The 15,745-nt window shown below is 34.0% G+C and carries 12 protein-coding genes and 1 pseudogene; 3 read left to right on the top strand and 10 right to left on the bottom strand.

Going from position 1 to position 15,745, the window contains the following annotated elements; all coding sequences use genetic code 11:
- Window positions 1-457: 457 nt before the first annotated feature.
- Window positions 458-1,207: a DUF4397 domain-containing protein gene (locus DET63_RS21535; protein WP_113937803.1), complete on the top strand. Its 750-nt coding sequence runs from the start codon at window positions 458-460 to the stop codon at window positions 1,205-1,207.
- Window positions 1,208-1,240: 33 nt separating this feature from the next.
- Here DET63_RS21535 and DET63_RS21530 read toward each other — a convergent pair whose 3' ends face one another.
- Window positions 1,241-2,374 (bottom strand): BA2291 family sporulation histidine kinase, encoded by a 1,134-nt coding sequence (locus DET63_RS21530; RefSeq protein ID WP_337460022.1) that lies wholly within the window; start codon window positions 2,372-2,374, stop codon window positions 1,241-1,243.
- Window positions 2,375-2,615: 241 nt separating this feature from the next.
- Here DET63_RS21530 and DET63_RS21525 point away from each other — a divergent pair, with 241 nt between their 5' ends.
- On the top strand, window positions 2,616-3,008 hold the full coding sequence (locus DET63_RS21525) for a YueI family protein (RefSeq protein ID WP_002085811.1): 393 nt from the start codon (window positions 2,616-2,618) through the stop codon (window positions 3,006-3,008).
- Window positions 3,009-3,128: 120 nt separating this feature from the next.
- On the opposite strand, the gene DET63_RS21520 is transcribed toward DET63_RS21525, so the two are convergent.
- Together DET63_RS21520 and DET63_RS21515 are read right to left on the bottom strand one after the other, a co-directional pair.
- Window positions 3,129-4,553 (bottom strand): aldehyde dehydrogenase family protein, encoded by a 1,425-nt coding sequence (locus DET63_RS21520; protein WP_002012663.1) that lies wholly within the window; start codon window positions 4,551-4,553, stop codon window positions 3,129-3,131.
- Between the two features lie 143 nt (window positions 4,554-4,696).
- On the bottom strand, window positions 4,697-6,052 hold the full coding sequence (locus DET63_RS21515; RefSeq protein WP_113937802.1) for a hemolysin family protein: 1,356 nt from the start codon (window positions 6,050-6,052) through the stop codon (window positions 4,697-4,699).
- 363 nt (window positions 6,053-6,415) lie between these two features.
- On the opposite strand from DET63_RS21515, the gene racA reads away from it, so the two are divergent.
- A complete protein-coding gene (gene racA / locus DET63_RS21510) occupies window positions 6,416-6,958 on the top strand; it encodes a chromosome-anchoring protein RacA (protein WP_002012665.1) in 543 nt (180 codons plus the stop codon).
- Between the two features lie 101 nt (window positions 6,959-7,059).
- Here racA and DET63_RS21505 read toward each other — a convergent pair whose 3' ends face one another.
- The 7 genes and pseudogenes from DET63_RS21505 to DET63_RS21470 form a co-directional block, all read right to left on the bottom strand.
- The gene (locus DET63_RS21505; protein ID WP_002085820.1) at window positions 7,060-7,656 is read right to left on the bottom strand and encodes a hypothetical protein; all 597 of its coding nucleotides are present in this window, start codon (window positions 7,654-7,656) and stop codon (window positions 7,060-7,062) included.
- Window positions 7,657-7,973: 317 nt separating this feature from the next.
- On the bottom strand, window positions 7,974-9,824 hold the full coding sequence (locus DET63_RS21500; protein WP_113937801.1) for a hypothetical protein: 1,851 nt from the start codon (window positions 9,822-9,824) through the stop codon (window positions 7,974-7,976).
- Complete coding sequence (locus tag DET63_RS21495) at window positions 9,814-11,631, bottom strand: AAA family ATPase (protein ID WP_113937800.1); 1,818 nt, start codon at window positions 11,629-11,631, stop codon at window positions 9,814-9,816. The genes DET63_RS21500 and DET63_RS21495 overlap by 11 nt, the downstream gene beginning before the upstream one ends.
- 349 nt (window positions 11,632-11,980) lie before the next feature.
- Window positions 11,981-13,336, bottom strand: a complete 1,356-nt coding sequence (locus DET63_RS21485) for an RNA-guided endonuclease TnpB family protein (protein WP_113937799.1) — start codon at window positions 13,334-13,336, stop codon at window positions 11,981-11,983.
- A 35-nt stretch (window positions 13,337-13,371) separates the two neighbouring features.
- Window positions 13,372-13,626: pseudogene (gene tnpA / locus DET63_RS21480) on the bottom strand (IS200/IS605 family transposase); the annotation flags it as partial.
- A gap of 222 nt (window positions 13,627-13,848) precedes the next feature.
- Window positions 13,849-14,109 (bottom strand): hypothetical protein, encoded by a 261-nt coding sequence (locus tag DET63_RS21475; protein WP_002085825.1) that lies wholly within the window; start codon window positions 14,107-14,109, stop codon window positions 13,849-13,851.
- Between the two features lie 76 nt (window positions 14,110-14,185).
- Window positions 14,186-15,613, bottom strand: coding sequence for a basic amino acid/polyamine antiporter (locus tag DET63_RS21470; RefSeq protein WP_002031795.1), 1,428 nt, complete (start codon window positions 15,611-15,613; stop codon window positions 14,186-14,188).
- Between the last annotated feature and the right edge of the window lie 132 nt (window positions 15,614-15,745).

The raw sequence follows: 15,745 nt of genomic DNA, 5'->3' as shown, positions 1-15,745 counted from the left end.
AAATTCGACATTTTACTCCACCTCATTTATCGTAACTATTTCTTAACAAATAGTACCACCTATTTAGAACAATAAAAAAAGAACCGATTAACCATATTAATCAGTTCGGCACGACGCTCTTTTATCGGTATTACCTTATCCAACGCATCACTAAAATTAATAGCAATACTCATAATACAAATCCATAATTCGTCCCACAGCCTATAGCACCAAATCCTCCATAACTTCATTCCAAATAACTATGGGGATATCCCCATCCCAATGGTTCCACTCCTTCCATCAAAGTCAAACTACCTTTCCTTTATAATTTATGTAGGACAATTATCGATTTGTATGTGTGTTTGCCTATAAATAAAAAAATCCCCATTTTAACTTTTCTTTCTAGAAAGGCAAGTTTTTTGCATAACCTCTTTCTAGCTTCGCATATATTTGTAATGATGATAAAGGAGGAATGTTCATGACTCAATCCGAAATTGAAAAATACGGCCAAGAAGCTGCACGTTACGAACAGCTCGCTCGTTACTATCAATATAGCAATCCTAAAAAATATGTAGAACTCTATATGAAATACTATGATGCAATTACAAAACTTGTACAAGCATATGAAAAGAGGGATTCACAAGAAGCGACTTTACCGTCACATATGAGAATCTTCCACACAGCTCCCCATACACCAGCAGTTGATATTATAATAAACGGACAAAAGGTTATTAAAAATATTTCTTTTAAACAATTCAGTCCGTATTTATCATTAGTGCAAGGTAAATACCGTATTGATATTGTCCCTGTCGGAAACGAAACTCCAATATTTTCAGCATTAGTACCAATAATGGGGAATCACACTTATACCCTTGCAGCGATCAATAGCGATAATCATCTCCAATTACAACCCATTCTTGATAATACTCATTTACCATCTGGTCAAGCAAAAATACGGTTTGCACATTTTTCACCAGACACTCCAGTTGTAAATGTAAATTTAAAAGATGGGGATCATTTATTTGAAAATGTACTCTTTAAGCAAATAACAGATTTTTTACAAGTTAGCCCTGGTACAGCAGATATTGAAGTTTCACTTGCTGATACAAAAAAAGTATTATTAACCATTCCAAAATTCAACGTTGAACCAAATACAATTTACACAATTTCAATAGTTGGTTATTCAACTGAGGATCCAAAATTAGAGACCGTTATACTTACAAATTAAAACAGTCTACACCATTCGTATGGTGTAGACTGTTTACTTTTGAAACGTAATTTGAAATTCTGTCCAATCGTTATCCGAACGACACAATATGGATCCGTTATGTTTTTCTACAATTTGTTTACATACAAATAGTCCAATACCAGTTCCTAGCTTTTTAGTAGTTACAAATGGCTCAAAAATGGTCTCTACATTGTCTGCTGGAATCATAGGTCCATTATTTTTTATAACAATGCGAACAGCCTGATCTTCTTCAAATACATCAATGATAATTTTCCGCTCTTCTTTCACCGATTCAAGAGCATCAATCGAATTCATTAAAATATTTAAAACTACTTGCTTCACTTCACTCCGGTAACCAACGAGTGGAATAGGATACGGCAAATTCTTTTCAATCAAAACATTTGCATTAACTAAACTTGGATATAAGAATTGTATAATATCTTGAAATAAGTCATTTACCCAAAAACGTTCAGATTCATTCCACATTTCTTTTTTCGATACAAGTAAAAATTGCGAAATCCTAAAATTTAATTGATCTAATTCATGTGAAATAATATCTAAATACGATAGATTAGGGTGATCTGTCTTCAATAACTTTACAAATCCCATAATCGAAGTTAGCGGATTACGAAATTCATGCACAAAACTAGCCGACATTTGCCCTAGAATCGTAAGCCTTTCTTTATGTGTTTCATTTATATATTGCTGTTTTTCTTCTAAATTTCTCGATATAATTTCTGAGTATTTTAAAACGGTATAATAAATTAATTTGTCAAAACAAGTATGTATTTTGGCCATAATCGGTTTCAGTTCACGAGCACTTACATCCAATTCGCACATTGCTTCAAAAAGTTCATTTCTTCCCACATTTGCATTGTAAACAAAATCTCCAATATTCGCATCTGCCCCTGCACGCTCAATGGCAATTTTCTCACATAATGGCTGAAGATAATTAATGTCTTTATCTTCCATAATGAGTTCGATAATTAACTCTAATAAATTCGCTCCATTTTGAACTACCTCTTGTTTAAATGGATCTTTTTCGGAAATTATCATTTTGTTTTTCCAGTTCTCTACGAATTGGTGCCTGTTGTTTTTCAAGTGCGAACAAAATACTTCTTTAATATCCTTATCGATTGGAAAAACCTCCATTCCCTCCATTTCCATACGACGAATACCCTTTATATTTTGAATATTAACACAAAAAATACATTTCGTTAATAGATTGTTGTCACATTTTGTTAATTTCTGTTGATAAAATTTATTTTTCCTTTCTTATTTAAATAAGTTTTATTCATATATCCCTTTTCTCTTCTCATTTTTTTAATTATTTTCCTGTTCAAAACTACTTTTTTTTTGCATCCTTTTTAATTCTTGCGTACAATAAGAAGTGAAAGGTGTGAAAAATATGGTAAATAAAAATGTGGAAGACTATCTCCAAGAAGGCATATATGGCCAAAAGCAAAACAAACCAGAAGAACGTAATATGTACTTAACTACATTACGTGAGCGTGTAGAAATCGCTTTAACAATCGGTCAAGTAATGCAAAGTAATGTGTATACAGAAGTAACGGGTAACATACGTTCTTCTCAATCATTACAACTATTCCTAAATGGAAGCATTGCTTACCCACATTTATCAAAATACATTAAATTAGCAACTGAAAAAAATATTCCTTTTACAATTGTTCAAAATAAAGGTACTGAAACACCAATCGGTTTAGTACTCTCTCATAGCACTGCTGTAGATAAAGAACATATTTATGTCGAAGATGATATTTTCAAACAAGAAATGAAGTAAAAGGTACACTTGATTAAATGTAATCGTTCCGAGAAACGTAAAACAAACAATAAAAAACGAGTATGGAATCGTAAACATTTCCTGCTCGTTTTTTATTGCGGTGTTTAAGCTCGATCTACTTTATTTTTTAATACACACTAATTTCATTTCTGTCATTTCTTCTATTGCATATTTAATCCCTTCACGGCCTGTTCCACTCTCTTTCACACCGCCATAAGGCATATGATCTACTCTGAACGTTGGAATATCATTAATCATGACACCACCGACTTCTAATTCATCAATTGCACGCATTGCCTTACATAGATTGTTTGTAAATACACCTGCTTGTAATCCATAACGTGAATTATTTACTTGTTCTAAAGCCTCATCAAATTCTTTAAATGTATTTACAGTCATAAGTGGACCAAATACTTCTTGGCACTGAACAGATACATAATCTGGAACATTTGTTAATACAGTTGGTTCAAAAATCCTTGCATCACGTTTGTTACCACCGTATACAACATTAGCTCCTTCCTTAACTGCCTCTTCCACCCATGAATTTATACGTTCTACATCTTTTTTTGAAATAAGTGCTGATACATCTGTTTCTTCATGAAGCGGATCTCCTACTACAACGTTTTCCATTGCTTTCGTTAATTTTGTAATAAACTCTTCCATTTTACGTTCATGCACAAAAACACGTTGTACTGAAATACAAACTTGTCCATTATTCACAAACGCGCCCCATTTTACACGTTCAATTATTTCGTCTGTCAATTCAACATCTTCATCAATAATTACTGCAGCGTTCGATCCTAATTCTAACGTCACTCGTTTCAACCCGGCTTTTGCCTTAATTCCAATACCTACTTTCGGACTTCCTGTAAAAGTAATACTAGCAACGTTCTCATCTTTTACTAATGCCTCACCTACAACAGATCCAGGTCCAGAAATTATATTGAAAGCTCCCTTTGGTAAACCAGCTTCTTCAAATAATTCTACCAATGCATACGAAGAAAGTGGCGTTTGGTCGGCAGGCTTTAGCACAATAGTATTTCCAGCCGCAATTGCTGGGCCTACCTTATGTGCTACTAAATTAAGTGGAAAATTAAACGGTGTAATAGCACCAATAACCCCGATTGGTTGTCGAATTGTATACGCTATACGGCCACCTGCTCCTGGTGCAGCATCTAATGGTAACGTCTCACCATATATTCGCTTCGCTTCTTCAGCTGCAAACTTATATGTTTGAACAGTGCGATCTACTTCTCCCCGTGCAGCACGAATTGGTTTTGCAGCTTCTTTTGCGATAATCTCTGCAAACTCTTCTCTTCTCTCATCCATTTTTTGTGCAACCTTTTCTAAAATAGTTGCACGGTCGTATGCGGATAATTTTTTCATTTCTTTCATTGCATTTTTGGCCGAAACTATTGCTTCCTTAACATCATCTTCTGTACCTTGCGCAATCTCCGCTAATGTTTCTTCAGAATATGGTGCATACAATGGTTTATACGTCTCTACTGATTTCCATACCCCATTTATATATAAATGTTTTTTCATAGTGGTTCTCCTTCCGAATATATGTATACAATAATACATTTCATTTATTTCACCTGGTGAAAGGTCTGACTTGTGTAATTGTATCATAGCCCTAATACATCAAAAAACATTTTGCTCAAAAAAACTCTGCTACAAAGCAGAGTTTACGAACTAATTTGTTCTTGGAGCGAAATCTTTTTTTCATCTCCTACAATAACAATCGATTCTGAAGGTTTCGTTACTTCTAATCTCTTAATATAGTGTCCATCTAATTTTTTCACGCAAAATTTATAATTTTCAATCTCAATGGTATCGCCCTCGGAAATCTCAATATTTTTTGTTAGGATCCAACCGCCAATCGTATCGACATCATCGTCGTCAATAGCCAAACCTAATAATGCGTTCACTTCACTAACAAGTACTTTTCCCTCTAAAATCGTTTTCGTCTCACTAACTTGTTGGATTTCCGGTTGTTCATCAGTATCGAACTCATCTTGAATATCCCCTACAATTTCTTCTAAAATATCTTCAACGGTTACAAGACCTGATGTACCACCATATTCATCAATTAATATAGCGATATGTGTTCTTTCTCTTTGCATTTTTAAAAATAGATCATGAATTGGGATAGATTCAATAACTAAAATAATTGGCCTAATATATTGCTCCACTGTCTTTTCACTAACAACTCGGTGCTTCACAAAATCTGTAAATATATCTTTAAAATTCACAAAGCCTATTACATGGTCCTTATCACCATCAACAACCGGATACCTCGTATATTTTTCATGAGACATTTTTTGTAAAGCCTCTTCAGCAGGCATTTCTTTATTTAAAATATTCATCTCTGTTCGTGGTACCATTATTTCTTTCGCAATACGATCATCAAATTCAAATATTTTATTCACATACTTATATTCAGATTGATTAATCTCACCATTTTTATAACTTTCTGAAACTAACAACCGCAATTCTTCTTCTGAATGCACTTCATCATGCCCTTTTGGTGGTTTCAACCCAAGAAACTTTGTAATTAACCGAGCTGATCCATTTAAAATCCAAATGAATGGGAATGCAATACGATAAAACAAAATGAGTGGCTTAGCAACAAAGAAACTCACTTGTTCTGCTTTTTGAATCGCAAATGTTTTTGGAGCTAACTCTCCTACTACCACATGGAAAAATGTGATAAACAAAAACACTAAAATTATAGCTAAAATGTCTGCGAGTTGAGTAGGGACGTTCCAATTTGCAAACAACACATCAAACATGTGCTTTAGCGCAGGTTTACCCGACCACCCAATCCCAAGAGCTGTAACAGTTATTCCTAATTGACAAGCTGATAAATATTCGTCTAAGTTTGTAATGATTGTTTTGACAGATATTGCACGATTATTTCCTTCTGCAATTAAATAGTCAATTCGTGAACTCCTCACTTTAACAATTGCAAATTCTGCTGCAACGAAAAATGCCGTTAAGGCAATTAAAACAATCACTATACTTATACTATATATGTCCAAATACTTTTCCTTACTTACAGTGTAAGCAAGGAAGCCACCTCCTACTTAAATTTATTCAAGTGAAGTAAGCATTCTTATACTCTAATAAAATTCTACATTAGTAACCACCTTTTTATATATTATATGCATACATAAAAAAGATATTTATAATTATGATAATCTAATTAGCTTATTATCGTCAAACTATAATAAGCCCAATTTTCCGATAACTAAAAATGATTTATATAAATAGTATGTGCTAAACAGCTGAACTTCGTGAAAAAACACTTTCTTTGCCGATTCCACACTTCTTTTGTCACACCTGAAGGGAACTTGCTACATAACTAGAAATCATTCAACAGGATATATATAGGAGGGATTATTTTGGAATATAAAACACCATTTATCGCAAAGAAATTAGGTGTTAGCCCAAAGGCTGTTGTCCGGATTGCACAACAATTAAATCTTACGATTAAAAAAAATAAATATGGTCATTTTATTTTCACACAAGGTGATTTAGATCTAATGTTAGAATACCATCGCTCTCAAATGGACCAGCCTCAAAACTCTCAAACTACTCAAAAACCATCTTCAAATGATGTAGAAAAATTAAAAACTCAAGTAAACACAATTGTTCAAAACACATCATCGAATGATTTTGAGCAATTAACAGCTCAATTTACCACAATTACGAGAAGACTAGATCGAATGGAAGAACAAATGCAAGATAAAGCAAATGATGTCGTTACATACCAACTTTTACAACATCGCCGCGAAATAGAGGAAATGTTAGAACGAATTCAAAAACTAGAAGCTGCCCTAAAAAAAGAAGAACCAATATACATTACTCCTGATGCAAAACCAACATATGAAAGAGAAAAGAAACCGAAGCGTCGTAAAATGATTTTTAGTATATTTGGACTATAATATTGTAGACCCTTATTCTGAGAATAAGGGTCTACTTTTTGTATGAAAACAGATGCCTGTAATAAGTAACTCTTCTTCATACTATACATATTCATATATTTTCATTTTGTTAACATAATATTTTTACTGTATTCTGCAATAAGTGCCTGCGCATGAGCATTCCCTTGAATAATATCACGGAATTCTTTCAAAGAATACAGATGTGTAGCCCCTTTTCGAGCATGAATTCGCACTGGTACACCTTGTAAAGTATCATGAAACTGGAATGGACTATCTATCGGTTCGATTGGAAAACCGAGTGTAAGTAAATACATATACATTCTTTTTGTAACTGCTGCAATATACCATTCCGCTTTCGTCTCTAACGCATGCATAAATAAAATAGCTGCCAGCCTTTTGAAATGTCCTCTCCCCCGAGACGTTTTCGCAATACTTAACTTTCCTATTTCATACACATTTTTCAAATCTTTCACTAAATCATTTTTAGAAAACGGATAGAAAAACTCAGAATTTGATTGTTCAGGTACTGTAAACTTAATACATTCAACTGTACCAATATGATGTTCATCTTCTATTAATAAAAATCGTGATGGATTTAAATTACGTTCTACAAACATTAAGTTTCTTTCTTCACAAAAATCTCCCCACAGTTGCTCGAACCAAAAATGCTCTTCTTTTGTTTGAACACGCTGGAACATATTTAACCGCCTTTCCCATCGCCGCTCTGTTTTTGATAACGCTTTCGCTTACTATCATATAAGAACAAATCTTCGTATGCAACTAAAAATATTTATGTCTTATTATATTCTGCAAAATGAATTAAATTCCTACTTATTAGTCATTCATACACATGTAAAAACCCTTAATTCCCAATACTGTTACAAATATAAAAAGATCCAATTACTCTAATAAAAAAATGATAATCACTATCAAGTTCGAACCGTATAATGTGTCTTTCCGTACTGCATATAATTCTTCTTAACCTAAAGAAATCCTTCATTAAAAAGGATTTCTTTTACATTTTATTACTTTTTAACCATTTCTCAAAAATTTGAATCATCCCATGCTTCCCAGCCAACTTCTCTTCTCCTTGTTTCGTTTTATATGGATATAGTTGTAAAAACACTCCACATCCAGATTCAATTTTTTTACTATGCATATGGCTACCTGGATATACACAAATCACTTCATAAATCGCTCTTCGCTTAAAAATTCGTTTACCATTCTGTTCTTCTACATACTTAATAGACCAGTATTTATACATTTGCTCCGTTGCTTTCGTATTACCTACAGGCTGAAAAATATTGTACATAGGGCTATATTTCACTTCGATAATAATAGAAGATTTATATACATACTTCTCTTCTTCCTTTACATAACAATCTAAACGAATATCCGGCTTCTTTGTGTCCTCTCCGTTATAAAAATTACTTCCTTTGCTTAGTGCAATAAGAGGGTGTGTTTCAATTAAATCATTAAACGCGACATGCACTTTTATATCATCTCGATGTAAAATCACTGTCGTTCCATCTTGTAATCCGTCTAAATAAAAATGTTCTTGTATTTGTTCACGGATAGGATTCTTATCTTCAAATCCGATTTGTTCTAATATAGAAATAACGATAAAAAAAGCGTAATACTCATACACTAAAAACGTTGGTTTATATACGAATAATAAAGATGGAGGTTGCTCGGTATGTTGCGGTAACAATTCTAAATGGTGGATTAATTGTTGATGCGGTATAGATAAAGTGTTCGAATTAATGGTAGCTGTTTCAGAAACTTCCCTCCAAAATGGAGAATACAATAAATGTCGAAAGTATTGTACGCTTTCATATACGATATGAGCTAATATTTTATATTCTTGCATTTTCACAGAACTTTTCCGTAAATCTGCTTCTTTCAGTAAATGTAGATTTCTATATTTTTGTTTTTCCCTATCCGTCACGGATCCATTTCGTTCAATCGTTTTAATAATTGTTTTAACAGCTTGAAATTCATCTGACTTTTTCTTCTTTTCTCCTTCTAGTATTTCAATAGTTTTACGTACAAAACTTTCTGCTTCAATTAAATAATAATAGAATTGCATCATTTTAAATTTAAGAAATGCATTTTCAATACTATTTTTTTGCTCCTTAAATTTACGGTTGTAATATTTCGCATAAAGCTTTCTTTCTGTCATAATGGCAGTTTTTCTCGTTGTCTTCCGCGCTTTCGTTTCCCATTCATATTCGTGTACAAATTCCGCATTCGATTCTACTTTTTTAAAAATTTGTTTTATTCTTTTCATTTTTTGTGGCAACTTTCTTAACAATACCAAATAAGAAGAATCTTCAATATCGCTAAGTGCTGAGAAAGTTTTCTTGTAATAACCTCTATCTAAAATTAACTCGTTCAAAATTGACTTCACATAATCTTGAATCATTTCAAATTGGTCATCAAAAAAGTTTTTAGGAACCACTTGAAACGCACCATAATAAGTTTTATCTTCTATACGCACTTCAAAATGGTATAAGCCACAGCGCCACGGATAAAAAAATTCAGTTTTTCCATGTTCATACACTAATACACTTTGTTTTTTTTCATTTAATTCATATTGTGACTCTTTTATATTCTTTTGTCCCTCATATACTTTATTCCATATGAATGTAATATCCATTGGATTTTGATAATGGAAATGTAATTTCAGTGGTTTTAATTCCTGTACTTTATAAATACATTGAACTAATGCTGTAGTAGACGTACAAAGCCGGTTTAAAAGGATAAAATCGCCTTTCCCCTCAGTACCAATAATTAGCTTCAATACAAACGGGAGCGTTTCTTTCGTATCGACGATTGCTGTTTCATAAGGCTCCTCATTTTGCATAGCCATACAGCTCCAGTTCTCTACGCTTTTGTCTTATATAAGCTAAAGAATGTTCAAATGTAGATACACGATTTGCAAGCGGAGACTGTAAAAGTGGTATCAATGTCGCTCCCCTTTTTGCTTCCTCAAAAAGTAGAGGGCCCACTGTCATTTCTGTCCCCCTTAATTTCGTTAATACACGCTGCTTTATTTGCAAATCAAAACCTTCTTCCCTGCTAATCATATAGGACTGATTATTTTGGAACGGTATATTTTGCAAATACGTAGCGATTGCGCTTGCACATCGGAAAGAAATTCCTTTTGATATATCGTGTGATGATAATACATCATGTAACTTATCCAATAACTCTAATTCCTCTTCAGTATACACTTCGATCATCTCTTTATTCCTAAACCAATTGAGTCGAAATTCTCCCGTTGTTACTTTCAACGGGGGTTGCTGAACAACTTTCTCATGTTCTATACTCATCTCGCAAAACGGAATTTTTTGTAATGTAATCAAATTTGTTCGATCTAATAATCGATCGGAAAGCTCTTTCGTCGTTTCATCAAAATTTACAGTGCCTACGAAAATAATATTCTCACCAATTTCCACTGAAGGTGGAATTTGATTTTCTATTTCTTGTACTTTCTCATACAAACTCAAAATACGATTTTTCTTTTCAAGTTGAAGAACGGATAGAAACGGAGTAAACCAATGCTCAATATGTGACATGTTCATTTCATCGAACACAATTATATACAATTGATTTGGATTTTCTTTAGCCTTTAACAATGTCCGAACTAACTTCGTTTCACTTTCAATAAAATTACCATTCGGATGAAGGTAACCGAGAATATCATGTGGTTCTTGATACGATGGTGAAATCGGAATCCAAATTAATTCTTCCCCATAACGTAACCCAAGTGATTCTGCATAAGCTTGCACAAAGCGTGATTTCCCAACACCTGGTATACCACCAACAATTGTTAACATATTGGTTTTAATACTAATGTGAAAATTATATATATCTGTATCATCCAAATATAACCCTTTATTACGAACCATACTTTGTACATACTGCAAAAAAGAGGATTCACGCTCATCCCATTCCCAGTCATCCTTTTGCATTTTAATATCTTCTACTTCAACTAACTTACCTTCTTCAGCAATTCGTTTATTTAGTTGGTCATACACATTTTCACTTACAAAATATAAATGATCATCTACTGCTATTTCTACATGTTTCATCCAATCGTTTATTTCAATATATTTGCATTCTTTTCTTTGCTCAAAATATGAAATTGAACTTATTGATGATTTTAACGATACATTTCCATATAGCCTTCCTTCATGCCACAATAATTCTGGAGGCTCAAAGTCTTTTGGTAATTTAGGCATAAGAAATGATAAATAACCGTTGCTTAACTTCCGTTCCAAAGACGCTCTCTTTTTATAATTTGAGACCTTTGGTGAAGGAATCAATTTATATGAAGATGCTATTTCCCGAGGCTCTTCTGTGCATATTAATTCCAGAAATAAATTTCCACGATCATAATAAAGACGAAACATAACCAGTTGCTTTTCTAATTTATGCTTCTTTAAATCAGTAAAGATTTTTTCATTCTTTTTATTACTGCATAATCCTTCAAACAAATATTTTCCAGTCGGAAATAACTCTTGTAAAGTTAAAGGTATTGAAGAAAGACATTGTACAAAGAAATTTTCTCCATTCTTCTCTCCCTCAGCTTTTGCAAACTTCCCAATAAACCTCATATAATACATTCGCTTTATAAAACTTGGATGAAGAGCTTTATGTAATTTCAACGTAGTCACCTTCTTTTTTTCATACTATTCTTATTGTATGAACTACAATCTAAAACTAGAAGTCAACTATCCCCACTGAGATGAAGCGTTTCAGTGGGGGCTTGAGTTAGAACGCTAGGTCTTTTCGTCTATCGCTAGACAGTTTGACGCTCTAGAATTCATGCCACCTTACAGTAACACCCCAAGTATGTTTTTGGTTGGTACTAGAAACGAACAATCGTTTCCCCACTTGCACCACCCTTTCGAAAAAGAGCAGTTCTTCCTTATAGAAGAAGCCACCACTCAGATGAATCCGGCGTGTGCTACAAGCCCCGACAAGTCGAGTACACATGGATGGTTGACGCACCCACTAAGCTATGCGCGAAGCAACAGCCTTACGTTTTTGCACTTCTAATAGAATCGGCGTTTTCACTTTGAGGTTGTCATCCAATTCTACAACTCTTGATTTTTGCAATGTATTCAACGCACCATTAATATCAGCGTGGATACATGTTCCTGCTTTACTTTGGTACAGGCCACGAGTGATTCGTCTGCCACTAAAACGATAATGCGCCCTATCATCCTTAGACCAAACAGGAACCCTGTCTTTATCAAGAAAACTAGCTTTTGAAGTATAGCTTTCTTCTTGTTTCAAAAAACGGATGCCTTCTTTTATACATTTATTCTCAATCGCTGCAATCAGTTTATGAAATGGAATTTGAACAAAATTTTGATTATTCTTTTTTCCCATATCAGATTTTTGTTTCCAACCCGTGTTATACCCTACGACAATAGTATCTATATCGAATACTTTCACTTTTTTGAACAACAAGCCTACAGTTTGTGAAATGTAACCGTTTACTCGCCCTTCTCGTTTATGCCAAAGTGCGGCCATTCTATTCGTTACAACGCGTTTTGAAATTCCATTTTCTATATTTTTCTGCTGCAAATTACGTATCTTTTTGTTGAAATATTGGTTAATGGATTTTAATTTTTTTCCATCAATTAAGAATGTATCACCTGTATTTGTTACGCAACTTAATAACCGATCTACACCTAAATCGCAACTCAAAGCGTTACTAGTAGTCGTGGAGTGTTTCTTCATTTGAGAAACGTGCATTTCATATGTGTAATGCACCTCAAAGAACCGACCTTTTTGTTTCGGTACAATCTCAATGTAGGAGATTTTTTTATTTCTTACGTTTTTAGGCATACGTATTTTAATGGAACCGAATTTTTTTCTGAATGCCACATTCATCGGAATCATCCAATACCCATTATCATCCACTTTTGGAACTTGATAGATTTCAATGATTCGTTTGTCCGTTGAACCAGAATAATTCGGAAACCTAGGACGGCCTGTGAATGTTTCCGGTTTTTTCTTCCACTGTTCCCATGCTTTAAAAAAGCTTTTTACTTCTGTAAATAAGGCTCTACGAATCGCTTGAACAGAGTTTGATTGGACGCCCGAGTAGTTCATATCGGCTTGCATGGCAGTGTCCACTTCTTTTACAGTAGCCATCTTGTTATTATTCAGATAACTTTGTTTAATCGTGTACAATCCAACATTTCGCAACGCTTTTGAACTATGTGACATGCGTTGCAGTAAACGAAATTCTTTCGCAGTAAGGCAAGCTCGTCCGATATTCTGTTTCTGAGTGAAGCGTTGCATGTTTTCTCTTTTCTTTTGTTTACGTAATACTTTCACTGCTTTCTTTCTACCCATTGTTTTCACCACCTTTCTCAGGGGGTTCATTAAAATCATTTCATTCCTTGTGATTCAATGTACTTACGGATAGAACCTATAGGTGCACCGCCCGTTGTTAAAAGACAATAACTTCGAGACCAAAACATTTCTTTCCATAGATCATGTTTTATCTTAGGAAAATCTCGTTTCACGAAACGAGAACTAACACTTTTGTAACTGTTAATCGCTTTTGACAAATCAATGTTTGGAACTGAACGGAACAAAACGTGAACATGGTCTTCATCGTGATTCCATTCTTCTACAGTAATTCCTTTTGGCTCAAGCTATATCGCAAGACGCAAAAGAAACAAATATTCGCTCTTTAAAAAATTGTTATTAACGAAACAAAAGAGTTCAGCCTACCTTCTGACGGCAATTCATCTCCACCTGAATTGTTGGGTTTCACCCGTAACACAAATCAGATGGAGTCTTCTTGCCGAAAAGGATAAAAAACCTGACGTCATCCGTCAGGTTCAAAATTAAAACGTATATTAATGAGAAGGAAATGCTTTTTTTTCTTGTAAAATGGCATTATGAGCGATTTTCATTTTAGCAAGTACGTACCGTAATCGATCTTCGGCATTTTCATCTTTATTTTGCTGCAAACTCGCCAAATTCTCTACAGAACTCGCTAAATTTTCAATCACGCCTCGAAGTTCAGGATGATGATTAAAAAAAGATTCTTGTACTAATACTTTCCTTAAATCACTAGCTAAATCCATAATTCTAGACAACTGTTCTTTTTCTTCCATTTTCATCCCTCCTGAATATCTTATGTATTAAATATTCTCTAGACAAGGAAAAAAGCCCTTTAAATTAAAAGGACTTTTACATTTTTATAGTTCCTGTCAGTAACATATAAAGTGATGTAATAGCTGCAATAACAATTGCCCACATCACATATCGCTCTTTGCCTGAAAAACAACGATTCCCTTTTTCTTTTCTTGCAAACATATACACGAGAATCCCAATACCATATACGATTGAAACAAGCAATAAATTCTTTAAACCAGCTGCATAAATTAGCCATACAGAGTATAGGGAAGCAATTAATGCTAACAATCCATTTTTTACTCTCGCAACTTTCAGCTCTTTCGTGATGACTAATTTCAATTGAAATAGCGCTGATAATAAGTACGGCAGTAATATAGATGTTGACGCAATAAAATACATAATTTGATATGTCGATTGTGAAAACAGAACGATTATAAATATAGTTTGGGCAACGATATTTGAAATCCACAATGCCATATGCGGCGTTTGTTTCTTATTTGTTTTCGTAAAGACTTTCGGAAACACGCCGTCTTTTCCTGCTACGTGAGAAATTTCAGAAACAAGTAAAAACCAGCCAATTAATGTACCTACAAGTGACGCAACTAATCCAATATTAATTGCCATTGCACCCCATGGCCCAACAACATGTTCTAATACATGTCCCATTGAAGGAGTCTCTAATACTGAAAGTTCTTTTCTTGTCATGGCTCCCATTGACAGAACAGAAATTAAAATATAAATAGACATTACTAAAATAAGTCCAAGTACTGTCGCTTTTCCAACGTCTCTACTATTTTTAGCTCTTCCTGATAATACAACTGCTCCTTCAACCCCAATGAACACCCAAAGGGTTACAAGCATTGTATTTTTCACTTGACCTAGTACAGAGGAAACTGAGATAGTTCCTTCGCCCCAAAAGTCATGTGTAAATGTATCCCAGCGAAACGCTGTTACCATCACGACAATAAATAATAAGATCGGAACTAATTTCCCAATCGTTGCGATAACATTCATAATGGAAGCTTCACGAATTCCAAATAAAATTAGAAAATGCAATGTCCATAATAAAAGTGATGCACCTACGATTGACGCAACATTATTTCCGCCTTTAAAAATTGGGAAGAAGTAACCTAATGTACTAAACAGTAACATAATTGTTGCAACATTTCCTAAAATCCCTGCTAGCCAGTATCCCCAAGCACTGTTAAAACCAATATATTCACCGAATCCAGCTCGTGCATAACTATAGATTCCGCCCTCAAGCTCCGGTTTTTGTCTTGCTAACGTTTGATATACGAGCGCAAGTGGAATCATTCCCATTGCTGTAATACACCAACCAATTATCGTTGCACCACTATTTGCTCCTACTGCTAAATCATGCGGTAAACTAAAAACACCGCCACCAACCATCGTTCCAACTACTAATGCGATTAACGGAAAAAATCCTAACTTCTTTTCTATTTGTACCACCCCATCTGTCATTCTAGGTGTTATGTTCGTTCAACTATTAAAGTCACCTTTTTCTCTAATAGACGTTTCTCTTATATTTTTTCAGGAAAACATTACTTATTCTAAAAGAAAATGAAGAAAAATGGAATACTTTTTTGAAAAAAT

The sequence above is a fragment of the Bacillus sp. DB-2 genome (assembly GCF_003315125.1).
Taxonomy (GTDB): domain Bacteria; phylum Bacillota; class Bacilli; order Bacillales; family Bacillaceae_G; genus Bacillus_A; species Bacillus_A mycoides.
This window is presented reverse-complemented; position numbering and strand designations above follow the sequence as displayed.

What these genes read in the sequence shown, in the direction of transcription:
- DET63_RS21535 (WP_113937803.1), top strand. Translation starts at nt 458, where the DNA reads ATGACTCAATCCGAAATTGAAAAATACGGCCAAGAAGCTGCACGTTAC.
- DET63_RS21530 (WP_337460022.1), bottom strand. Translation starts at nt 2,374, where the DNA reads ATGGAAATGGAGGGAATGGAGGTTTTTCCAATCGATAAGGATATTAAA.
- DET63_RS21525 (WP_002085811.1), top strand. Translation starts at nt 2,616, where the DNA reads ATGGTAAATAAAAATGTGGAAGACTATCTCCAAGAAGGCATATATGGC.
- DET63_RS21520 (WP_002012663.1), bottom strand. Translation starts at nt 4,553, where the DNA reads ATGAAAAAACATTTATATATAAATGGGGTATGGAAATCAGTAGAGACG.
- DET63_RS21505 (WP_002085820.1), bottom strand. Translation starts at nt 7,656, where the DNA reads ATGTTCCAGCGTGTTCAAACAAAAGAAGAGCATTTTTGGTTCGAGCAA.
- DET63_RS21500 (WP_113937801.1), bottom strand. Translation starts at nt 9,824, where the DNA reads ATGCAAAATGAGGAGCCTTATGAAACAGCAATCGTCGATACGAAAGAA.
- DET63_RS21485 (WP_113937799.1), bottom strand. Translation starts at nt 13,336, where the DNA reads ATGGGTAGAAAGAAAGCAGTGAAAGTATTACGTAAACAAAAGAAAAGA.
- DET63_RS21475 (WP_002085825.1), bottom strand. Translation starts at nt 14,109, where the DNA reads ATGGAAGAAAAAGAACAGTTGTCTAGAATTATGGATTTAGCTAGTGAT.
- DET63_RS21470 (WP_002031795.1), bottom strand. Translation starts at nt 15,613, where the DNA reads ATGACAGATGGGGTGGTACAAATAGAAAAGAAGTTAGGATTTTTTCCG.